This is a genomic window from Halomonas sp. CnH100-B, from assembly GCF_024124605.1.
In the GTDB taxonomy this organism is placed as follows: domain Bacteria; phylum Pseudomonadota; class Gammaproteobacteria; order Pseudomonadales; family Halomonadaceae; genus Vreelandella.
Genome location: NZ_JAMXRX010000004.1, coordinates 447,312 through 466,636, shown reverse-complemented (window position 1 = coordinate 466,636; position 19,325 = coordinate 447,312). Strand labels below are relative to the sequence as shown.

Genomic DNA, 19,325 nt, shown 5'->3' with positions numbered 1-19,325 from the left:
AGTCAGGACAGCAAAATGGTAGCCAGACGCAATCTTCTAATGATCCTGATGTCGGTACTGCTGGTATGGGAGACGCGAAATGAGCAGTTTTTATGCGTATTATCAATTTCAAAAAGCTCCTTCAAACCAGCTGTTACTTACTAGTAATAACTCTTTTCCTGCAGCAATAGCTGATAACGTGTCTGCTCAAGCGAAAAATTCTGATTTACCAAAAGAAGTTAAAGGTCAGAAATTATACAGCTTGGCCAAGTCGGTGGCGGAAGATGATGGTTTTGTTAAAGATCTAAGTGATGCTATTGGTGAACCTCGTAAGCAAGAAACAGAGGAAATGTTTGTCGAGCGTTCATCTTTAGTTATGAAAAAAATGCTGATGGCCAAACTTAAAAAAGCAAAAACTTAATTTGAATAAAAATGAAATTAGCCTGCTTTTTATGGGGCTAATTTACATCTCTAAAATTAATTAATTTTTTATTAAGTGTTCAGTGACTGCTGCGTTAACTATGTGTCAACACTTAGTGTAAACTAGAAACCCAACCAATTTCAGACCTATATCACTCCTATGCATCCACCCCACTGGAACCTTTTTTCCGCTGCATAGGAGCTTCAATATGTCCCCACCCTGTAAGCGTTGTGCATCAACGCGCATGCTGAACCTGGATACAGCCCAACGCGTGAGCGTGGTGGGCAGCACCTTGATCGGCGGTGCTATTGGCGCATGGCGTGCGACGGCCATCACCGGCCCACTGCCGCTAACTGTGACTCGTTTTCCATTAGCAAAGCTGCCTGCCGCCCTGATGGGTGCCGTGGCCGGTGGTCAAACCGGCTCGCGCATCGCCACCTCATTGTTTGAGCAGTGGCTGCCAGTAGGTAGCGGGACACCATGGTTATGCTTGTCTTGCGGCTGCACTTACCGCGACGCCTACCCGCCTTTAGCACCTAACGCTTAACCTATCGTTGTTCGCCCTGTGTGGGGCGAATGATCCGCCTATTCACTTTCGCGCGCTGGCCTTTGGTCGGCGCTTTTTTTATGTCTGGAGAATGACTCATGGCACATCTCGTTGAACACATGGCTTACGTAGGCGATACCCCTTGGCATGGCCTGGGGCAACAGCTGTCTCGTCATCAACCGCTGGAGGTCTGGCAGCAACAGGCCGGTATGAACTGGCATATCGAAGAAGCGCCGGTGCGCTTTATCGCCGAAGGAGCTAGCCACCTTGGCAGCATTCACTCGTTCCCTGAGCAAAAGGTGCTCTACCGCTCAGATACCAAAGCACCGCTATCGGTGGTGTCTCAGCGCTATAAGGTGGTACAGCCTAAAGAGATCCTGGAGTTCTATCGCGACCTGACGGAATACGCCGGGTATGAGCTGGAGACAGCGGGCGTGCTCAAAGGCGGGCGTAAGTTCTGGGCCCTGGCGCGTAGCGGCTTAAGCACGTCGCTCAAAGGTCAGGATGAGGTCAATGACTATCTGCTGTTGGCCACTTCCTGCGATGGCACGCTTGCCACCATGGCCACGCCCACCACGGTGCGGGTGGTGTGCAATAACACGCTGCAAATTGCCGTTGATGGCACGTCGCAAGCGGTGAAGGTGCCGCATCGCTCAGAGTTCGATCCGCGTGCGGTGAAGCGTCAGCTGGGGATTTCGGTCTCTCAGTGGAACGACTTCATGTACCAGATGAAAGCACTGGCGGAACGTAAGATCGATCACCGCGAGGCGCAGCAGTATTTTCAGTCGGTGCTCTGCGGTATCGATAAGCCAATAGATGACCCTTCCAAGCTACCGAATTACCGGGCGCTGAATAAGGTGCAGAAGCTGTATCAGGGGGAAGGACGCGGTTCTCACTTGATCACCGCTAAAGACACGGCCTGGGGCCTGCTCAATGCCGTAACGGAGTACGTCGATCACGACAAGCGGGCACGCAGTAACGATACCCGCATGGATTCTGCATGGTTTGGCCAAGGCGCACAGCTGAAGCAGGAAGCTCTGAATACAGCGCTGGCCTTGGTCAGCTGACCGGCGTTGGCTTTATCGCTCCGGAACGCAGGTTCTCATAATCGTTTAACGTTTTTCCACTATCACACCATACGCCCAGCCCTTACCGGCTGGGCGTTTTTATTGGTTAGGAGTACACCATGGCACTGCTTCACCGTGATCTCGATATTGCCCTCACTCAGCTCACCGAGCGCCTGCTCACCAAAGAGCAAACCCACGCTGAAACCTATGTGATGGCTAAAGGCCAGTTCTACCGCGCTGAGCTGCGCTTAACGCCTATTTCTCCCAACGAACTACCCAGCGATATTTAAAGACTGTTCAAGGAGCCTCCCCATGGCAACAAACACTAATGTGGTAAATCGCGACACAACGACCACTTCCCTCCAGGCCGTTCCGGCTAATTCAGCCCCGGCACATGCCGACAGCACCGCTATCATTCAGGTCATTGAGCGTGCGGCGCTTAACCCAGACGTTGATATCGACAAGATGGAGCGTTTGCTGCAAATGCAGGAACGGGTGATGGATCGACAAGCCATGATGGCCTATAGCGCCGCGATGGCGGCGATGCAGACCGAGTTACCCAGCATCGAAGAACATGGCCAAGGCAATAACGGTAAATACGCCACGCTGGAAGATATCGTCGATACCGTGCGGCCCATTATGCAGAAGCATGGCTTTGCAGTGAGCTTCCGTATTCAGACGCAGGAGCGCGGCATTCAGGTCACCGGTGTGTTGATGCACAAGGACGGCCACCGTGAAGAGACCAGTATGCTTCTGCCTGCGGATATAAGCGGCAACAAAAACGCAGTACAGGCCTTTGGCTCGTCTACTAGCTATGGCAAACGCTACGTGCTGAGTGCCCTGCTTAATATCACCACGCGAGGCCAGGACGATAACGGCAACACCAGCACTAGAGTAAAGCTAGTAACGCCCTTTCAGGCGGGGCAGATCCAGCGGCTGATCAGCCAATGCCCCGCCACGACCCAGGAGTGGTTCAGCGGCAAGTACGGTTCTGCCGTTCAGGTGCCTCAGGCGGACTTCGACAAGCTGCGGGCGTCCCTCACTAAGCGAGCTGTTAAGTAAACGGCGTACTAACCCTACCTGAGTAAAGGAGGCATCCATGCAGATACTCAACATGGAGCAAGGCTCCCCTGAATGGCTGGCGGCGCGCTTAGGCCACGTCACCATGTCGGAGCTAAAAACGCTGCTGGTTAACGGGAAAGGCCCCGGTGGATTTGGCACTGGGGCTTTTTCGTATATGCATCAGCTGATTGGCGAGCGGATTACCGGCGAACTGGCCGAGCCATTTCAGGGTAATGCGCATACCCGTCGTGGTCATGAGCTGGAAGGCGTGGCACGCACGCTTTATTGCGATGCCGCTGGTGAACCGGAACCACAGGAAGTGGGCATTATCCTCAATCACGAGGTGGGCTACTCACCAGACAGTTTGGTAGGTGATAACGGCCTACTGGAAATCAAAACCAAGCTGCCCAAATTCCAAATAGAGGTACTGCTTAGCGGGGAGATTCCCGCCGAGCATGTTGCTCAGTGCCAAGGTGGACTGTGGGTTAGCGAGCGGGAGTGGATCGACTTTGTGAGTTATTGGCCTGGCATGCCGCTGTTTATTAAACGTGCCTACCGTGACGACATCATGATCCGCACGATTGTTGAGCGAGTCGAAGCATTTCATGAGGAGATGGAGCGGCGCATGAGCCAAGTGATGGCTGCGTGAACGGTCACTTTCACAGATATTCCTTTCAACCATTAACGACATAGATGCCGGGGCCACCACCCCGGCATCTTTATTTTTTGGAGGTCATCATGCCCCATAGCAAACTCAAAGCCGGTGAAGTGGCGGGCACCTACTTAGTCACTTCGCCGGTCACAGAAACCGACATCATCACCATGGCCAAGCGGTTCGCACGCCGCAAGCTCGCCAAAGGCCGCAAGATTACTCAGCCTTCGCAAGCGTTTGAGCATCTGCAGCTGTTGCTTCAGGACTATGAGTATGAGGTGTTCAGCGTGCTGTTCCTCGACAGCCAGCACCGCGTCATCCGCTTTGAAGAGCTGTTTCGCGGCACTATTGATTCTGCCAGCGTGTACCCACGGGAAGTGCTAAAAGCAGCGCTCGCCTACAACGCCGCCGCTGTCATTCTGGTGCATAACCACCCCAGCGGTGACCCTGAGCCTAGTGATGCGGATCGGCGTATTACCGAGCGACTGAAGGAAGCGCTTGGCTTGATGGATATACGGGTGATTGACCATGTGGTGGTAGGGAGTGATGGATGCACGTCATTCGCAGAAAAAGGGTATCTGTAAACGTTCATACTCGAAGGTACAGGTACTGCCCCAGGGGCAGTACCTGTCTCCAATGCTCAATTTATTTTTTTGCCTAGATACTTCCGAAGCTACTAATTGCTGGCCGATACGCTTATCTGGCTGGCTGCGCCACTGGCGCTATTCGTTGGCACCGTGTGACAGGTTCTGTCTTTAAAGCGATATACCTCGATAAACGTGAGCTCAAGTGCGCCTGTGTCGGCAACAGTAATACCCATTAAGCTTTGTATCGCTCACCGAAAACCTAATGATGATGGGAATGAGGCTATGGATACCGCTTGGGTAATTATCGCCTACTTTTTGCGAGGCGCTTGATCAGGATCATATTTCCCTCCGATGCTGTTCAGGTTGCGTTCAGACAAATCATCCATGATGTTATTGGGGTTATTTATTTGATTTTTCCCAAACCAACGGCCTTAACTGCTGTTGGCTCTTTGGGCGAGTTACTGAGGTGATTATGAGTAACAGTACAAGTAGTCGTTTGCTGATGTTGTGGGTGCCACTTGCTGGGTTTGTCATTTGGGCGGGATACCTGATTGGAACCGAGCACCGTCTCCACCTATTTCAGTTCTTACCTTTCCTCTTTTTGGCAGCATGCCCACTGATGCATATTTTCATGCATAAACACCACGGCGGTCATAAGGACAAAATAGACAAGGACTGAACCACTCTATATATACATGTACGCGCCTGGGAGAAAGACCATGAAAACGACACAACAAGAGCACCGCTTGGGTGTTTCCAAAAACACACTGGTGACTCGGAATTTAAAAATCAAGCCTAGTAAATCCAAACGCATTGAAGAAGCGCTGTCAGATATCGACCGACTCTATGGAATGGATAAGGTGGTCTACAACGAGAAAAACCGAAATATCAGCCTTGCTTACGATGCGCTGAGGCTCTGCATCGATGACGTTGAAAAAATTCTCAAGCTCCATGACATACAGGTCAGCGCTGATCGGTGGAACCGCTTTAAGAAGGAGTATTACCGTTTCGTCGATCAGAACGTTAAAGACAACGCTAAACAGGAACCTTGGAGCTGTCATTAATAGTCATAACGGCTACATGACACAACCAGGAGCAAGACTAGCTAGTTTAGGGTAAGAGCTGCTTGCCTGTGGCCTCGCAAAATCAGACCTTCCGTTAGTCATTTGCCATGTGGCTGCACATAGGTTCTATATTTAATTTATATAGCATCAAAAAACACCGCACAGGAGTCCTTGGCAGTTATTGCTGCTGTGGTTGCCGTTAATACAAGGAGTCGCTTTCATGGTTGGGCAGGATAGAACGCCACAATATAAAGAAAACAGTCTTTCGTTGGTCGGTGCCGTTGCATTAGGCACCGGCGTGATGATTGGGGCCGGTATTTTTGCGCTAACCGGCCAAATGGCCGAAATGACTGGTCGGCTATTTCCTCTAGCCTTTCTGGCCGCTGCCGTCATTGTCTCTTTCAGCGCTTATTCTTACGTTAAAATGTCCAATACCTTCCCATCAGCAGGTGGGATTGGCATGTATTTACAGAAAGCGTATGGCCCGACGCTTCCCACCGCCTTTCATGCCCTCCTGATGTATTTTTCCATGGTGATCGCACAGAGTTTTTTGGCGAGAACGTTTGGTTCCTACACGCTTGAGTTGTTTGACCTGGGGGATCGTTCACTATTTGTGCCCCTACTCGGGGTTGGTTTACTGCTAATAGCCTTTTTGATCAATTTATCCGCCAACCGCTTGATCGAGACCGTCGCCTCGGTGCTCGGATTTATCAAAATAGGTGGCATTATAGTGTTTGGTATTGTCGGCGTGTTTATTGCCGACTCCATCGAAATGGGTGCTGGCAACGATGCACCTACGCCTACGATAACGGGCTTTTTAGGTGCTACGGCGCTCGGCATACTGGCATTTAAAGGCTTCACGACGATTACCAATAGTGGTTCGGAGCTTAAAGATCCTAAGCGGAATCTTGGCAAAGCTATCACGATCTCGATTGCGCTATGCGTGGTGATCTATGCCCTTGTCGGTTTTGCCGTTGCCAGCAACCTATCTTTGCCTGAAATTATCGAAACCCAAGACTACTCCCTGGCCGCCGCTGCCCGTCCCGCACTGGGTGAAGCGGCAGTTGCGTTTACCGTCATTCTCGCCATGTTGGCAACGGCGGGCGGTATCATCGCCAGCGTCTTTGCCGTTTCACGCATGCTCGCCATGCTGACAGAAATGAAGCTGGTTCCTCACCGCCATTTCCACATGCCCGGCAGTGTACAAAAGCATACACTGGTGTACACCATCGTATTTGGCTTAGTGCTCACCGCTTTTTTTGACCTGAGCCGCATCGCAGCATTAGGCATCATTTTCTACCTGATCATGGATATGGCCATCCACTGGGGTGTGCTTCGTCATCTCAAGGACAGAGTGGGGGCTAATCCTGTTATTCCTAGCATTGCCATACTACTAGATGCTGTCGTGTTAATCGGCTTTTTATGGGTAAAAGCCATCTCGGACCCCATGGTGCTCATCGTTGCTGGCGTAGTAATGGCTACTCTTTTACTCGGCGAATGGATTTTCCTATCCAAACGCGACGCTTCAAATGATAGCGAGCACTCTCACACTCATTAACGTTAATAGCGTTATAGGAGGTACCAAATGGACGTTAGAACCTTTGGTGAATTGATCGATTGGACCCGTCAGTTACACGAGCATCTTGCAGCTTGCCTTGCTCATTGCGCCGATATACACGAAGAAGAGCGCGCTCGCATGTTGCTCAATTACTTAGCTGCACAGGAAGCGGAAATGCAGCGCGTTGTGGCGCGCTTTGAACAGACTGTTGACGCGAAAGCATTAAAAACCTACGTTTATGACTATTTGGAGCATAAACCTATCCGTACGCATCGTACCTGCGATGCGCCCTATTCCACGCTAAGTGTTGACGACATTTGCCGAGAGGTTTTTGATTTCCATGAACAAACGATAAACCTTTATCGAACCCTCGTTGGCAAAGCGGAAATTCCTGAGGCTAAAGAGCTCTTAGATTCCCTTTTAGCACTTGAAGAGCACGAAGCCATGCGCCTTGTTCGACAAACGGGGAGAATGAACGATGTCTGAAGACCATAACGAGACAAAGGTGAAAGACCCTGTTTGTGGCATGGACGTTGATCCCCATACCTCCCGCCACCGTGCCAATCACGCGGGTAAGACTTGGTACTTCTGCTCAGAAAAGTGTCAGGAAAAGTTTATTGCCAAGCCTGATGCGTATCTTGAGCCAAGCAAACAGTCACAAGCGTCAGTACCCTCGGGGTCTATTTATACTTGCCCGATGCACCCAGAAGTTCGACGAGAAGGCCCAGGCGACTGTCCAATCTGTGGCATGGCGCTGGAACCTGAGACCGTCTCTGCTGACACCGGCCCTTCGGACGAACTCAAGGACATGACCAGGCGTTTCTGGATCGGCCTAGTACTGACCCTCCCCGTGTTTGCCCTAGAAATGGGTGGCCACGTGTTTGGCCTTATGCATTTTATTTCCCAGCAAACCTCTAACTGGATTCAACTGCTGCTGGCAACGCCGGTAGTCGTCTGGGCAGGTTGGCCATTCTTTGTACGCGGATGGCGTTCGCTAGTGCATCGCAGCCTTAATATGTTCACGCTAATCGCGATCGGTACCGGCACCGCGTTGCTCTACAGTTTGCTGGCCACCCTCACACCGGGCATCTTTCCCGACGCCTTCCGTCAAGCCGATGGTTCGGTGGCCGTTTATTTCGAAGCAGCGGCAGTGATTGTCGTTTTAGTTTTACTGGGACAAGTATTAGAGCTACGCGCTCGTGAAAAAACCTCTGGCGCTATTCGTGCTCTGCTCGACTTGGCGCCTGCTACCGCTCGACGCCTTGATGATCAGGGCAATGAGGAAGATATCTCTCTTGACCAGGTTCAGGTAGGGGATCGTCTCCGGGTGCGCCCCGGCGATAAGGTGCCATTAGATGGCGAAGTGATGGAAGGTCGCTCCAACGTTGACGAATCCATGGTTACCGGTGAACCACTAGCGGTGAAAAAGGAAGTCGGCGATGGCGTCATTGGCGGCAGCATCAATGGTCAAGGATCCTTTGTCATGCGCGCTGACAAGGTGGGCCAGGACACGATGCTGTCGCAGATTGTGCAAATGGTCGCCAGCGCCCAGCGCAGCCGCGCACCCATTCAAGGGCTTGCCGACAAAGTCGCCAGCATCTTTGTACCCGTCGTTATTCTCATTGCTGTTGTGGCTTTCATCGCCTGGTCATTGTGGGGCCCTACCCCGCCGATGGCGTTTGGCCTTATTGCGGCGGTTAGTGTTCTGATCATTGCCTGCCCGTGCGCGCTAGGTCTTGCTACCCCCATGTCAATTATGGTCGGTGTAGGGCGAGGTGCCCAGTTAGGCGTGTTGATTCGCGATGCCGAAGCTCTTGAACGTCTAGAGAAGGTCGACACCGTCGTCGTCGACAAAACCGGCACGCTTACCGAAGGCAAACCACGAGTGACCGAGTTGATTCTCACTGAAGGCATTGCTGAATCGGAGCTTTTGCGCTTGGCAGCTAGTCTTGAGCGAGGCAGCGAGCACCCCTTGGCCCATGCAATAGTCGAAAAGGCTAAAGAGGCAGAGGTAAAATTAACAGAAGCGTTGGACTTCGAGGCTCCCAATGGCATGGGCGTTATAGGCCAGATAGATGGCAAGCGTATTGCCCTGGGCAACCGGCTATTGATGGAAAGCGAGGGCGTTAACACCCAGTCTCAAGACACACATGCCGATCAATTGCGCAGCGACGGTGCTACTGTCATCTTTGCGAGCATCGACGGGAATTTAGCTGGGCTGCTCGCCATTGCCGATCCGGTCAAGGAAACCACCGAAGAAGCCATTCGTTCACTCCAGGCTGGCGGCATTCGAGTGGTGATGCTGACAGGCGATAATCGCACCTCCGCCAACGCTGTGGCACGTCGGCTAGGCATTGATGAGGTCGAAGCTGAAGTGCTTCCAGAGGATAAAGGCCGAGTGATTCAGCGTCTCCGTGATGAAGGGCGCATTGTTGTCATGGCCGGCGACGGCGTGAACGATGCACCTGCGCTGGCTACAGCGGATGTCGGCATTGCCATGGGAACCGGCACCGATGTGGCGATAGAAAGCGCTGGGGTTACTCTACTGCGAGGAGATCTTACCGGTATTGCCACGGCGCATAAGCTCTCAAAAGCCACCATGCGTAATATTCGCCAAAATCTCTTTTTTGCCTTTGCTTACAACGCGGCAGGCATCCCCATTGCCGCAGGGATTTTGTACCCCTTCACAGGTATGCTGTTATCACCGATTATCGCGGCGGCGGCGATGTCACTCTCTTCAGTGAGCGTGATTGGCAATGCTTTACGACTTAGGATGATTGCTATTAAGTAACAATATCTGGTTCTTCGTCACTTCACGTGGATTTGGCCTGATCGAATAGGCGGCCCACCGGGCTGCCAATCAGGTAGATCATGGCGATAAAGTTGGCCTCGTTCCGGTAGCCACGTGCTCGTGACCGAGCCGCTTGGAACAGACCATTCATTCCTTCCAGTCTTGCGTTCGTCAGTCCCGAGAGCCAGCGTCTGACCACCGCGTCGGGGTGCCGCTCAAGCGTCGCCAGGGCTTTCCCCATCGGCTTCAGCAGTGGCTTTTCAGACACCGCCGCCTGCATGACCTTGAGGTAGTTCGTGATGCGCCACCGAGCCGCTCTGGGCGTTGGAGCCTTCTGGATCCAGCGTAGCTTCTCCTTGATCACCCAGGCATCGGCCGTGGCGCTCTGATCGGCCACCAACTCCTGGAGCGCCGAAAGCTGTTTGGGTGTCAGGTTCTTGTTATCCAGGTTCTTCAGCAGGGCCCAGCGCAGCGACTTGGGGTGCCCCTGCTCCCGGCGCTCTTTCTTGCGTACCTCGTCCAGCCGCTTGGTGAAGGTCTGTACGATATGGAACCAGTCGACCGTTACCTCGGCCTTGGGAAGGTGCTCGGTCACGCCGCTAAGGAAGGCTGGCGACATATCGCAGACGACCTCGACCACATTATTCGGGTCGCCGCCATGGGCCGCCAGGAAGGCGCTGAAAGCCTGGATGGCATCCTTGCCGCAGCCTGGGACGGCAAAGATAACCGGTTCCCGCTTGCGCTGCATGTCGAGGAACACCGTGACATAGCGATGACCGCGCCGGGAGGCGGTTTCGTCCACGCCGACCGTCACCACCTTGGACAGATCCAGTTCCCCCAACATGCGGCCAACGTAGCGGTGCACGATGCGCCATAGTCGTTTGTCGGAAATCTCCAACTGGCGGGAGACGGCCAGTACCGGCATCTCCTTGACCAGTGACATGGCCGCTTGCTCGAACAGCAGGGTAAAGTCGCTGCCCGGCCGGGCCCAGGGCACCTCTATGCGCTTGACGCCATGGTCAGGACACTTCGTGCGCGGCACGCGAGCATGCAGGTAACAGTGATGCTGAAAGAAGTTCAGATGCCGCCAGGTTTTGTCGGCAAAGTCATGAGCTTGGCAGGCCTTACCACATTCTGGGCAGGGATAGAGACTGCCTCGCTCCGCCTCGACATAGAGGTCCAAGCGGTGGGGCGACACGGCGGTATCCAGGTACTGGTTCTTGAGGATCCAGGGCGCTTCCAAGCCCAGGCCGAGTGTTAGAATCTGGGTGCCGTCCATGTCATACCTCCTGCCGCTGTGGAGGTCATATTCTGGCCCAGCTCAGGGGGCGAATTCCACACCCAACGTCGAAGAGCCAAAAATCTACTACAGAGTCATAAACGAATCGTCTTTGTGGTCAGTGAACATATAGACCTCGTAAGGCTCACTCTGAGGCCCTGGCATGCCTGGTGTACCAATGGGCATTCCTGCTAGGCCAATCCCACCTATGTCAGGTTGCTCTTCAAATAATGCCTCGACTGCCTCCATCGGCACGTGCCCCTCAATCCAGTAGTCTCCTATTTCGATGGTGTGGCACGACCCCAAACCATAAGGGACGCCAGCCTTCTGTTTGATATCGCCGAGCTCAACGTTATCGACAATAGTTACATCGACTCCTAGCATTTCCAGGTGGCGAGCATATTCATCACAGCATCCGCACTGAGGATTTTTGTACAGTGTAGCTTCGTCCGGCAGTGCAGCCTGAGCCGATGTAGCCCCGAGAGCCAAAGCACTTGATAGAATAGTAGCGGTAAGATGCTTCATGGAAGGTCTCCCTTCGTTGTGTGGCTAAACAAGTATTTGGCGAGCGACGCGATACCTAAGCCAACGAGCAAAAGAAAAAGCAGGGGCATCAGCCAGCCGTACCAGCCCATTGAGCTCATAAAGGCTAAGCAATCGGCATTCATCATGGTAAGCCTCCGATCAAGCAAGTTAGAAATTACGCCCTGAGTGTACGACTCTAGGGCTACCTCAAGGTCAAGCCTTGTAACCTTGTAAAAAATGAAAAGTTGCTATGGATCATATTCTGCCCGCTGGGTTCAGGCTCGTTTCAGGTTAACACCGTATAAATAAGCAGTGACAACAACCCTTTTGAGGTAAATGACCATGCGCAACACCATTTTAACAACTCCTTTGCTTGCTCTTTCACTAAGCCTAGTAACAAGCGCGGCATGGGCTGCGCCCGGCCATGGCGGCGGTGACAGTGGCCTGACCGACGCTGACGTTGACCGCACGATCACTCTTGATGCTGGCGATATGTGGTTCGACCCTGAAACACTAGAAATGGCGGCGGGTGAAATTGTTAAATTTGAAATCACCAACACCGGCAATTTAGAACATGAGTTTGTGATTGGTAGCAAAGAAGCCCAAGAAGAACATCGTCAAATGATGCTAAACATGGCCAACGGCGGAGGCCACGATATGTCGAATATGTCACACGGCGGCGGTCACGATATGGCCAGCATGGACATGGCAGGTGTCACCATTGCGCCTGGTGAAACCGGGACTTTATTATGGAGTGTCCCTGACAATGTTAACGAGCTAGAGTATGCCTGTAACATTCCTGGTCATTATGAATCCGGCATGTACGGTAATTTTTCTCTCTAATCTGACGCAGACCCATGAAACTGTTGCTACTCGAAGATGATGATTTGTTAGCAGAAAGCTTGGCAGAGAGTCTCAAGGACAACGGTTACCTGGTTGATTTGGCCGCTTCATTGAAAGCGGCCAAGTCGCTGATGGCAACCGAGCATTATGAGCTGGCTATTTTAGATGTCGGTTTGCCCGATGGATCGGGGTTAGATCTTCTCGCTCATTGGCGCAAGCAGAAGCGCAGTACGCCTATTTTGATTTTGACGGCGCGCGATACCTGGGAAGATAAAGTGATTGGACTTGAAACGGGAGCCGATGACTATCTCACCAAGCCCTTCCACGAAGCCGAACTCATGGCCCGCCTGAAGGCCTTGCTGCGTAGGCAGTCTGGTCAGTTATCTCAGGTGATTACGCTAAACGGTGTCTCGTTGGATGAGGCGGGTCAACGTGTGTGCTTAGAAGGGGAAACGTGGCGTTCGCTAACAGCAACGGAGTTTCGATTACTGCGCTACTTAATGCTTCATCCAGACCGTATTCACTCGAAAGATCAGCTACTAGAGCAGCTCTACGCCTTGGAGCAGGACGCTGCCGCACCTAACTTGGTGGAAGTCTACATCGCTCGTCTGCGCCGTTATCTCGGTAAATCAGTCATTCAAACGCGACGTGGTCAGGGGTATTTCTTTGCTTCACATTGATAGACGCAGTTTACGCATTCGGCTACTCGCATGGTTAGGCGGCGTCGCGCTACTGGTGGTGGTCACCACGTGGCTATTGCACGGGATCTTTTTACAGAGCCTGGCAAGGGATTTTTTAGGTGAACGCTTACAACGTGAAGCAAACCACGCGGTCGCGCAGCTAGAGCAAGACCAAACGGCTGTACCGACTGCGCTCGACTCGGTTAGCCAAGGCTATCAAGTCTTTCATCATCTCTACGTACTCCGTTTCAATGGCTCGGTCAGCGCTTCTGACCCGCAATGGCAGCAACAGCTGGCTCCGTTGCTAGATGAGAGCGGCGATGCCCTAATAGACGTGAATCGCGGAACGCAGCACATGCTCGTCTATCGTCGCCATTTTGAGTGGCAGGGCACACAGGGTGTGCTACTGGTGGGTGAGGATTTTTCACAGGTGGAAGCAGGACTTGCGACCTTGCACTGGTGGGTCGGTGGGATTGCCGCCGTGCTTTTAGGGATGCTCATCTTACTCAATATGCTGGCGGTTAACCGTGGACTCATACCACTCTGGCAACTGCGCCAACAACTTGAAGCATTGCGCTCAGGCAAACGAGATCGCTTGTCATTAGTAGCCCCTTCGGAGCTAGATGAATTAGTCGACCAGTTGAACTGGTTCATGGACGACATCGATCTTCGTCTAAAGCGCTCGCGAGAATCGGTCGCCAACCTATCACATGCATTAAAAACACCGCTGGCAGCCGTGACTCAAGTACTGCGTGGCAACCGGCCTATTGATGACAACCGGCGCCATAAACTACTCAGCCGTATTGAAGACATTAACGCCCAGTTGGATGCGGAGCTGCGTCGTTCACGTATCGCAGGTCCTAATGCGGGACGAATGGCCAACGTTACTCGTGATAGCTTACGGCTGATTGAGATGTTTCGTAGCCTCTATCCTGAGCGTATATTCGACCTGACTCACTCAGCAAGTGAGGAAGAACAAGTTCCCATTGAATCTCACGACTTTTCAGAAATATTAGGCATCGTGCTTGATAACGCAGGAAAATGGTCGAGCAGGCGCGTTCATTGCGATGTTGCCGTCACTGTAACTGCACTCACGCTAACGATTGATGATGATGGTCAGGGCGTTGCAAACGAGGAACTTTCGCGCTTGGGAGAGCGTGGTACACGTCTGGATGAGCGCCGCCCTGGCTACGGTTTAGGCCTTTCGATTCTTGCACAGTTAGTTGCCCGCTACTCGGGTTACTCTCAGTTTGAGCGAAGCCCGCTGGGTGGTTTACGCGTAACGATTGCTTTGCCCTTGACGGGCGAAGTAGTCAATTAATCATCATTCAGCTTTGATTCAGCTTCTTCCATCAAGATAGTGCTATTCACCATTGATGGGAGTTACACATGGCACGCTCAAGTATCATTTCTCGCCCTCTTTCTCGTCGGCAAGTGTTAAAAGGAGGCGCTGCCTTAGGCTTAGGTTCTGCTGCGGCAATGGGGTTAACTCCCGCCTGGGCAAACCCCTGGGGCCGTACCAATGTCTATGCTCAGGGCGTTGAAGAAGGGCCCGAAGTATCGCTGGCGATCCGCCGTGAATCGTTGCCTATTGACGGACAAGAAGCCCAACCCATTACCATTAACGGTACCAGTCCTGGCCCGCTGATTCGTTTGAAAGAAGGTCAAGACGCAGTACTGCGTGTCACCAACCTGCTGGACGAGCCCACCTCCATCCACTGGCATGGTCTCATTCTACCGCCGGAAATGGATGGTGTGCCTGGCGTTAGCTTTGCAGGTATCGCCCCCGGTGAAACCTTTACCTACCGTTTTCCCGTCCGTCAGAACGGTACCTACTGGTACCACAGTCATTCCGGTATGCAGGAGCAGCTTGGCCATGCCGGGCCATTGATTATCGACGCTGCCGAGCGTGAGCCTATCCGTTACGACCGTGAGCATGTGTTACTGCTCACTGACTGGACTTTTGAAGACCCGATGTCGGTGTTCCGAAATCTGAAAACCATGGAAGGCTATTACAACTTCCAAGAGCGCACGATTGCTGACTTCTTTGCCGATGTTCGTAACAACGGTTTTGCTCAGACCGCTGAAATGCGTGGCATGTGGGCTCAAATGCGCATGAGTTCGCGGGATATCGCCGATGTCACCGGTAGTACTTATACCTATCTTCTCAACGGACATTCTCCTCAAGAAAACTGGAATGCCTTGTTCAAAGCTGGTGAGCGGATACGGCTACGCGTGATTAACGGCTCAGCCATGTCTTTTTTCGATGTCCGTATTCCTGGCCTGAAGATGACCGTGGTGGCCGCTGATGGACAGCCGGTGCAACCCGTTCCTGTTGATGAGTTCCGTATTGGCGTGGCTGAAACCTACGATGTGCTGGTTTCACCTGAAGACGACCGGGCATACACCATCTTCGCCGAAGCCATGGATCGGAGCGGCTATGCACGCGCCACGCTAGCTCCACGTGAAGGCATGCAGGCGGAGATTCCTGAACGCCGTCAAATTGCAGACCGCGGTATGGAAGCCATGGGTGCCCACGGCATGGGCGGTATGGATCACTCCAACATGGCGGGGATGGATCACTCTGGGATGTCCAATATGCAAGGCATGGATCATTCCAACATGTCGGGGATGGATCATTCTGGGATGTCGAATATGGAAGGCATGGATCATTCCAGCATGGCTGGGATGGATCACTCTGGTATGTCCAACATGCAAGGCATGGATCACTCTACTATGGGGGGGATGGCAGCCGAGCAGGCCAAAATAGGTGCAAATGGTTTGCTTCTCGCCGGTGAAGCTCAGCCGGGTTCTCGCTATAACCAGGCGGGAATCGGCATTGATCCCGACGAACGACGCGTATTGGTTTACCGGGATCTCAAAGCGTTCACACCATGGCCTGATCGCCGCGAGCCAGGCCGTGAGCTTGAGCTGCACCTGACCGGCAATATGGAGCGTTATATGTGGTCGTTCGACGGTAAGAAGTTTAGCGAAGTGACCGGCCCTATTCATTTTGAGAAAGATGAGCGGCTGCGCCTAATCCTCATTAACGACACCATGATGGAGCATCCTATCCACCTCCACGGTATGTGGATGGAGCTGGAAAACGGCCAAGGGGAATTGATACCACGCAAACACACCCTAAATGTGAAGCCTGGTGAGCGCGTGTCTGCGTTGATCACCGCAGACGCAGAGGGCAGTTGGGCGTTCCACTGCCACCTTCTCTATCACATGGATGCTGGCATGTTCCGCGTTGTTCAAGTTTCTTAAGGAGGCAGTATGAAAATTAAGCGCTACTTAACCCTCGCCAGCGCCGCCCTTGGCATGGCTGCCGCCACGACCACTCAAGCCGAAGATGGCTATGCGGCACCAGACAGTTGGCCAGCGCCCACTGAGGAACATAATATGGGTATGGCACTGTTTGATCGGCTCGAATATAGCGTGCCTGATAAAGGCCCAGAAGCCGTGGTATGGGACTTTCAAGGCTGGTACGGCGGCGATATCAACCGCATTTACCTAAAGTCAGAAGGCGAAAATGTCCAGGGCGACGGCGAAGATGCTGAGTTTGAGTCTTTGGAACTACTCTATAGTCGTTTAGTGGCTGATTTTTGGGAGTTACAGGGGGGGATCGGTTATCAAGGCGGTGTTTTCTCCGATGATCACGCTGAACGCACCTATGGGGTTGTCGGCCTGCAAGGCGTAATGCCCTACGGCATTGAAACCGACGTGGCATTACAAGTGAGTGAAGATGGCGACGTAGCCGCCAGTTTTGAAGGCGAATACGATCTGCGCCTGACTCAGCGGCTCTACCTACAGCCGCGCACCGAAATTGCCGTGGCCGCCAGTGAAGTTGAGGAGTTTGGTGTGGGTGAGGGCCTTAACTCAGTGCGTGTCGGCATGCGCCTGGGCTACGAAGTGACCAGACGCTTTGCGCCTTACGTGGGCGCTTACTGGGTAAAAGAGTATGGCGATACCGCTGACCTTTCTCGTGCTGGCGGGAATAATACCGAAGATACCGGCGTGGTGGCAGGTGTCAGGTTAATGTTTTAAATCGTTAAGCACTCTATAACTTGCGCCACCGAAAGGTGGCGTTTTTTTTTGCTAATAAACCACTAAATTCAGCTTCATTTCAAAAATCACAGCTAATATAACCATGTAACCAACCACTGGAGTAGTTATCATGAAAGTTAAATCAATTCTCTTTGGAGCGCTTGTCGCTAGCATTTTTTCAACGCCAGCATTGGCTAACTTTGGCACGAACACCCAAGACCTGCCTCTCCTTGAAAGAGGTGTCTCTTCTACACAATTGCTGGCCCAAGGCCAATCAAAGCGTTTCAATATCAACATTCAACAAGCGACTACGCTGAAGATAGCAAGTGAGCACTTCCCAGGCGCAACCAGCACTGGTAACCGTATCTCTGCTGTGCTTTACAATGCAGCTGGACAGCAGGTGGCAGAAGCATCCAGCCCCCGTGGCCATTTTGAAATGGTTCGCCAATTGCAGCCAGGTAATTATCAGCTTGAAGTAACAGGTAATGCATTGGGAGGTACTAAAGAAAAGGACAATAACCGCTATGAGTTACATGTTGACTATTAATATATAGTCAATGATTTAAAATATAGGGCCAGCCTTCATGCTGGCCCTTTTATTTAGCAGGCATGTCTATCGTTGCATAAGCCTATTTGTAACCGTAGCTAGCCTGGATTTCTCATAGCACCTCAGCCAGTACCGCACTCAGGCTCTAACACCGCTAAACACCTATTGGCTCGACTTACATCGGCTACTTTTTAACCACTTTCCGGCGTTCAGACACACTTCCCCCTTCCCCCCATTGCGTCGGGCCGGGGGCGCCCGAGCAGTCAGTTCGGCACCAACCGCCTGACGAGATCGGATAGCGCCGTTTTATAGGGGTAGCTGTCACTCATGAGTACGCGGATTCGACGCGTATTGCGGATGATGACCGCGCTTACTTTGATGAGCTTGAGCCTCAGGTTGCTCGGACTCATGCACGCGAAGGGCGTGTGCTTCAGGTAAGTCCGTAACCGCTCGAACAGTGTATAAGCGAAGCCCGACAAGATCAGCCGCCACTGATTGGCCCACCAGTGCGTGCTGGAGGTACGGTCAGCGAACAGGCTCAGTTGTTGATCCTTGATCCGGTTCTCCATGTCACCCCGGGCACAGTACTGCTCGTAGTAAAGCTTGAAGCCGTCATCGTAACGGGAACTGATGATAAACCGGGGATTAGAGCCCAGCTCGCCTTCTTCTAGACGGGCCACCACCCAGCGAGGGTATTTCCAGGAGTGTGCTTGATACGGAAAGCGAAACGTCTCTGCCACTTTCCCTCCCACCTGCCATTGGGTCTTGCGTACCAGCATCATGGGCACATCCACTTCCTTGATCAGCCGGCTGTTCTTGGCGATTCCCACGATGTAGTCGACGTGATGCCGATCGCACCAGTTCAGCAGCCGGGGACGACAAAAGTGGCTATCACCTCGTAACACGATGCGGGTATCGGGCCAGTATTGGCGGATAAAGCGTACCAGTAAGGCGAGGATGGCCCAGCTATGGCGGCTGTCGCTGCGGTCACTGGTGCGCAGATAGCTCACCAGTAAGTGGCGCCCACAGAAGACATACAGCGGGAAGTAACAGTGGTGATCGTAATAACGGTTAAAGAACTTGCCGGGTTACTCGCCATGCACGGGAATGTCGGTGCCATCAAAGTCCAGCACGATCTCCTTTGGTGGTTCGTCATGCTGTTCAATGAAGTGATGCCACAGCAACTCATGGGCCTTCACTATTGCTTGCCGATCGGCGTTCTGCTCCACCCGGCACAGCGTCGACTTGCCTGCCAGCGTATCCTCTTCACCGAGCGCTGTCTGAAGGGCCTGATCATAGCGCAGGGCCTCATGGTCGTTGAAATCTTCATAGCCAGCGGCGACACCGAACACCCGCTGACGAACCAGAGTGTCGAGCTTATGACGAACCTGTTCCGGTGCACGGGGATCATGAAGCACGGCGGCCAAGCGGCGTGTCAGGCGATGCTGTTTATCGACTTCACGAAGCAGGAGTAATCCGGCGTCCGACGTGATGTGGCCCCCGGAGAAGTCGGCTTCAATTTGGCGGCGTGAGAGTGGCGAGAAGGTCAGCTTTTCAGGTACCATTTTGGAAGCGGCTGTTGGTGCTTGATGGATTGGTTAGGTTCTTGAAATCATAGCACTTTCAGCCGCTTTCTTTTATACCCTGTGAGAAATCCAGGCTAGTCCAGCAAA

General features: G+C 52.7%; 21 protein-coding genes and 2 pseudogenes. 19 read left to right on the top strand and 4 right to left on the bottom strand.

Annotated features, from left to right (window positions below; translation table 11 throughout):
* Positions 1 to 79: 79 nt before the first annotated feature.
* From NH398_RS11820 to NH398_RS11760, 13 genes and pseudogenes are all read left to right on the top strand, one after another.
* Complete coding sequence (locus NH398_RS11820; RefSeq protein ID WP_253018721.1) at positions 80 to 400, top strand: hypothetical protein; 321 nt, start codon at positions 80 to 82, stop codon at positions 398 to 400.
* A 208-nt stretch (positions 401 to 608) separates the two neighbouring features.
* Entirely contained in the window at positions 609 to 947 is a 339-nt protein-coding gene (locus NH398_RS11815) for a hypothetical protein (protein WP_253018719.1), read from the top strand.
* Positions 948 to 1,045: 98 nt separating this feature from the next.
* On the top strand, positions 1,046 to 2,014 hold the full coding sequence (locus NH398_RS11810; protein ID WP_253018717.1) for a DUF932 domain-containing protein: 969 nt from the start codon (positions 1,046 to 1,048) through the stop codon (positions 2,012 to 2,014).
* A 119-nt stretch (positions 2,015 to 2,133) separates the two neighbouring features.
* The gene (locus NH398_RS11805; protein ID WP_159341619.1) at positions 2,134 to 2,304 is read left to right on the top strand and encodes a hypothetical protein; all 171 of its coding nucleotides are present in this window, start codon (positions 2,134 to 2,136) and stop codon (positions 2,302 to 2,304) included.
* 22 nt (positions 2,305 to 2,326) lie between these two features.
* Entirely contained in the window at positions 2,327 to 3,076 is a 750-nt protein-coding gene (locus tag NH398_RS11800) for an ERF family protein (RefSeq protein WP_159341618.1), read from the top strand.
* A gap of 37 nt (positions 3,077 to 3,113) precedes the next feature.
* A complete protein-coding gene (locus NH398_RS11795) occupies positions 3,114 to 3,725 on the top strand; it encodes a lambda exonuclease family protein (RefSeq protein WP_159341617.1) in 612 nt (203 codons plus the stop codon).
* An 89-nt stretch (positions 3,726 to 3,814) separates the two neighbouring features.
* Complete coding sequence (radC, locus tag NH398_RS11790; protein WP_159341616.1) at positions 3,815 to 4,312, top strand: DNA repair protein RadC; 498 nt, start codon at positions 3,815 to 3,817, stop codon at positions 4,310 to 4,312.
* Between the two features lie 111 nt (positions 4,313 to 4,423).
* A pseudogene (locus tag NH398_RS11785) lies at positions 4,424 to 4,616 on the top strand (glutaredoxin); the annotation flags it as partial.
* Between the two features lie 201 nt (positions 4,617 to 4,817).
* Positions 4,818 to 4,994 carry a DUF2933 domain-containing protein gene (locus NH398_RS11780; protein WP_008958470.1) on the top strand — a complete coding sequence of 59 codons (177 nt, stop codon included), beginning with the start codon at positions 4,818 to 4,820 and terminating at the stop codon, positions 4,992 to 4,994.
* A 40-nt stretch (positions 4,995 to 5,034) separates the two neighbouring features.
* Positions 5,035 to 5,379, top strand: coding sequence for a hypothetical protein (locus NH398_RS11775; protein ID WP_022522184.1), 345 nt, complete (start codon positions 5,035 to 5,037; stop codon positions 5,377 to 5,379).
* A 220-nt stretch (positions 5,380 to 5,599) separates the two neighbouring features.
* Complete coding sequence (locus NH398_RS11770; protein ID WP_008958468.1) at positions 5,600 to 6,937, top strand: APC family permease; 1,338 nt, start codon at positions 5,600 to 5,602, stop codon at positions 6,935 to 6,937.
* Positions 6,938 to 6,964: 27 nt separating this feature from the next.
* Positions 6,965 to 7,423: a hypothetical protein gene (locus NH398_RS11765; RefSeq protein WP_044630612.1), complete on the top strand. Its 459-nt coding sequence runs from the start codon at positions 6,965 to 6,967 to the stop codon at positions 7,421 to 7,423.
* Positions 7,416 to 9,728 (top strand): heavy metal translocating P-type ATPase, encoded by a 2,313-nt coding sequence (locus tag NH398_RS11760; RefSeq protein ID WP_290441470.1) that lies wholly within the window; start codon positions 7,416 to 7,418, stop codon positions 9,726 to 9,728. Before NH398_RS11765 ends, NH398_RS11760 begins: the two co-directional genes overlap by 8 nt.
* A 22-nt stretch (positions 9,729 to 9,750) precedes the next feature.
* Here the strand turns inward: NH398_RS11760 and NH398_RS11755 are convergent, their stop codons facing one another.
* The 3 genes from NH398_RS11755 to NH398_RS11745 all read right to left on the bottom strand — a co-directional run bounded on the left by NH398_RS11755 (position 9,751) and on the right by NH398_RS11745 (position 11,678).
* The gene (locus NH398_RS11755) at positions 9,751 to 11,007 is read right to left on the bottom strand and encodes an ISL3 family transposase (RefSeq protein ID WP_159341613.1); all 1,257 of its coding nucleotides are present in this window, start codon (positions 11,005 to 11,007) and stop codon (positions 9,751 to 9,753) included.
* Positions 11,008 to 11,094: 87 nt separating this feature from the next.
* Positions 11,095 to 11,532 carry a DUF411 domain-containing protein gene (locus NH398_RS11750; protein ID WP_253018715.1) on the bottom strand — a complete coding sequence of 146 codons (438 nt, stop codon included), beginning with the start codon at positions 11,530 to 11,532 and terminating at the stop codon, positions 11,095 to 11,097.
* Positions 11,529 to 11,678, bottom strand: a complete 150-nt coding sequence (locus tag NH398_RS11745; RefSeq protein ID WP_253018713.1) for a hypothetical protein — start codon at positions 11,676 to 11,678, stop codon at positions 11,529 to 11,531. Before NH398_RS11745 ends, NH398_RS11750 begins: the two co-directional genes overlap by 4 nt.
* 196 nt (positions 11,679 to 11,874) lie before the next feature.
* Between NH398_RS11745 and NH398_RS11740 the strand changes: the two genes are divergently transcribed.
* The 6 genes from NH398_RS11740 (at position 11,875) to NH398_RS11715 (ending at position 17,652) form a co-directional block, all read left to right on the top strand.
* A complete protein-coding gene (locus NH398_RS11740) occupies positions 11,875 to 12,375 on the top strand; it encodes a plastocyanin/azurin family copper-binding protein (RefSeq protein ID WP_016915529.1) in 501 nt (166 codons plus the stop codon).
* Between the two features lie 14 nt (positions 12,376 to 12,389).
* Positions 12,390 to 13,055, top strand: a complete 666-nt coding sequence (locus tag NH398_RS11735) for a response regulator transcription factor (RefSeq protein ID WP_159341611.1) — start codon at positions 12,390 to 12,392, stop codon at positions 13,053 to 13,055.
* Entirely contained in the window at positions 13,042 to 14,376 is a 1,335-nt protein-coding gene (locus NH398_RS11730; protein ID WP_253018711.1) for an ATP-binding protein, read from the top strand. Before NH398_RS11735 ends, NH398_RS11730 begins: the two co-directional genes overlap by 14 nt.
* A 68-nt stretch (positions 14,377 to 14,444) precedes the next feature.
* Positions 14,445 to 16,325, top strand: coding sequence for a copper resistance system multicopper oxidase (locus NH398_RS11725; RefSeq protein ID WP_253018709.1), 1,881 nt, complete (start codon positions 14,445 to 14,447; stop codon positions 16,323 to 16,325).
* A 54-nt stretch (positions 16,326 to 16,379) separates the two neighbouring features.
* Positions 16,380 to 17,105 (top strand): copper resistance protein B, encoded by a 726-nt coding sequence (locus NH398_RS11720; protein WP_253018794.1) that lies wholly within the window; start codon positions 16,380 to 16,382, stop codon positions 17,103 to 17,105.
* 130 nt (positions 17,106 to 17,235) lie between these two features.
* Complete coding sequence (locus NH398_RS11715) at positions 17,236 to 17,652, top strand: hypothetical protein (protein WP_253018707.1); 417 nt, start codon at positions 17,236 to 17,238, stop codon at positions 17,650 to 17,652.
* A 263-nt stretch (positions 17,653 to 17,915) separates the two neighbouring features.
* Here the strand turns inward: NH398_RS11715 and NH398_RS11710 are convergent.
* Positions 17,916 to 19,217: pseudogene (locus NH398_RS11710) on the bottom strand (IS1380 family transposase).
* Between the last annotated feature and the right edge of the window lie 108 nt (positions 19,218 to 19,325).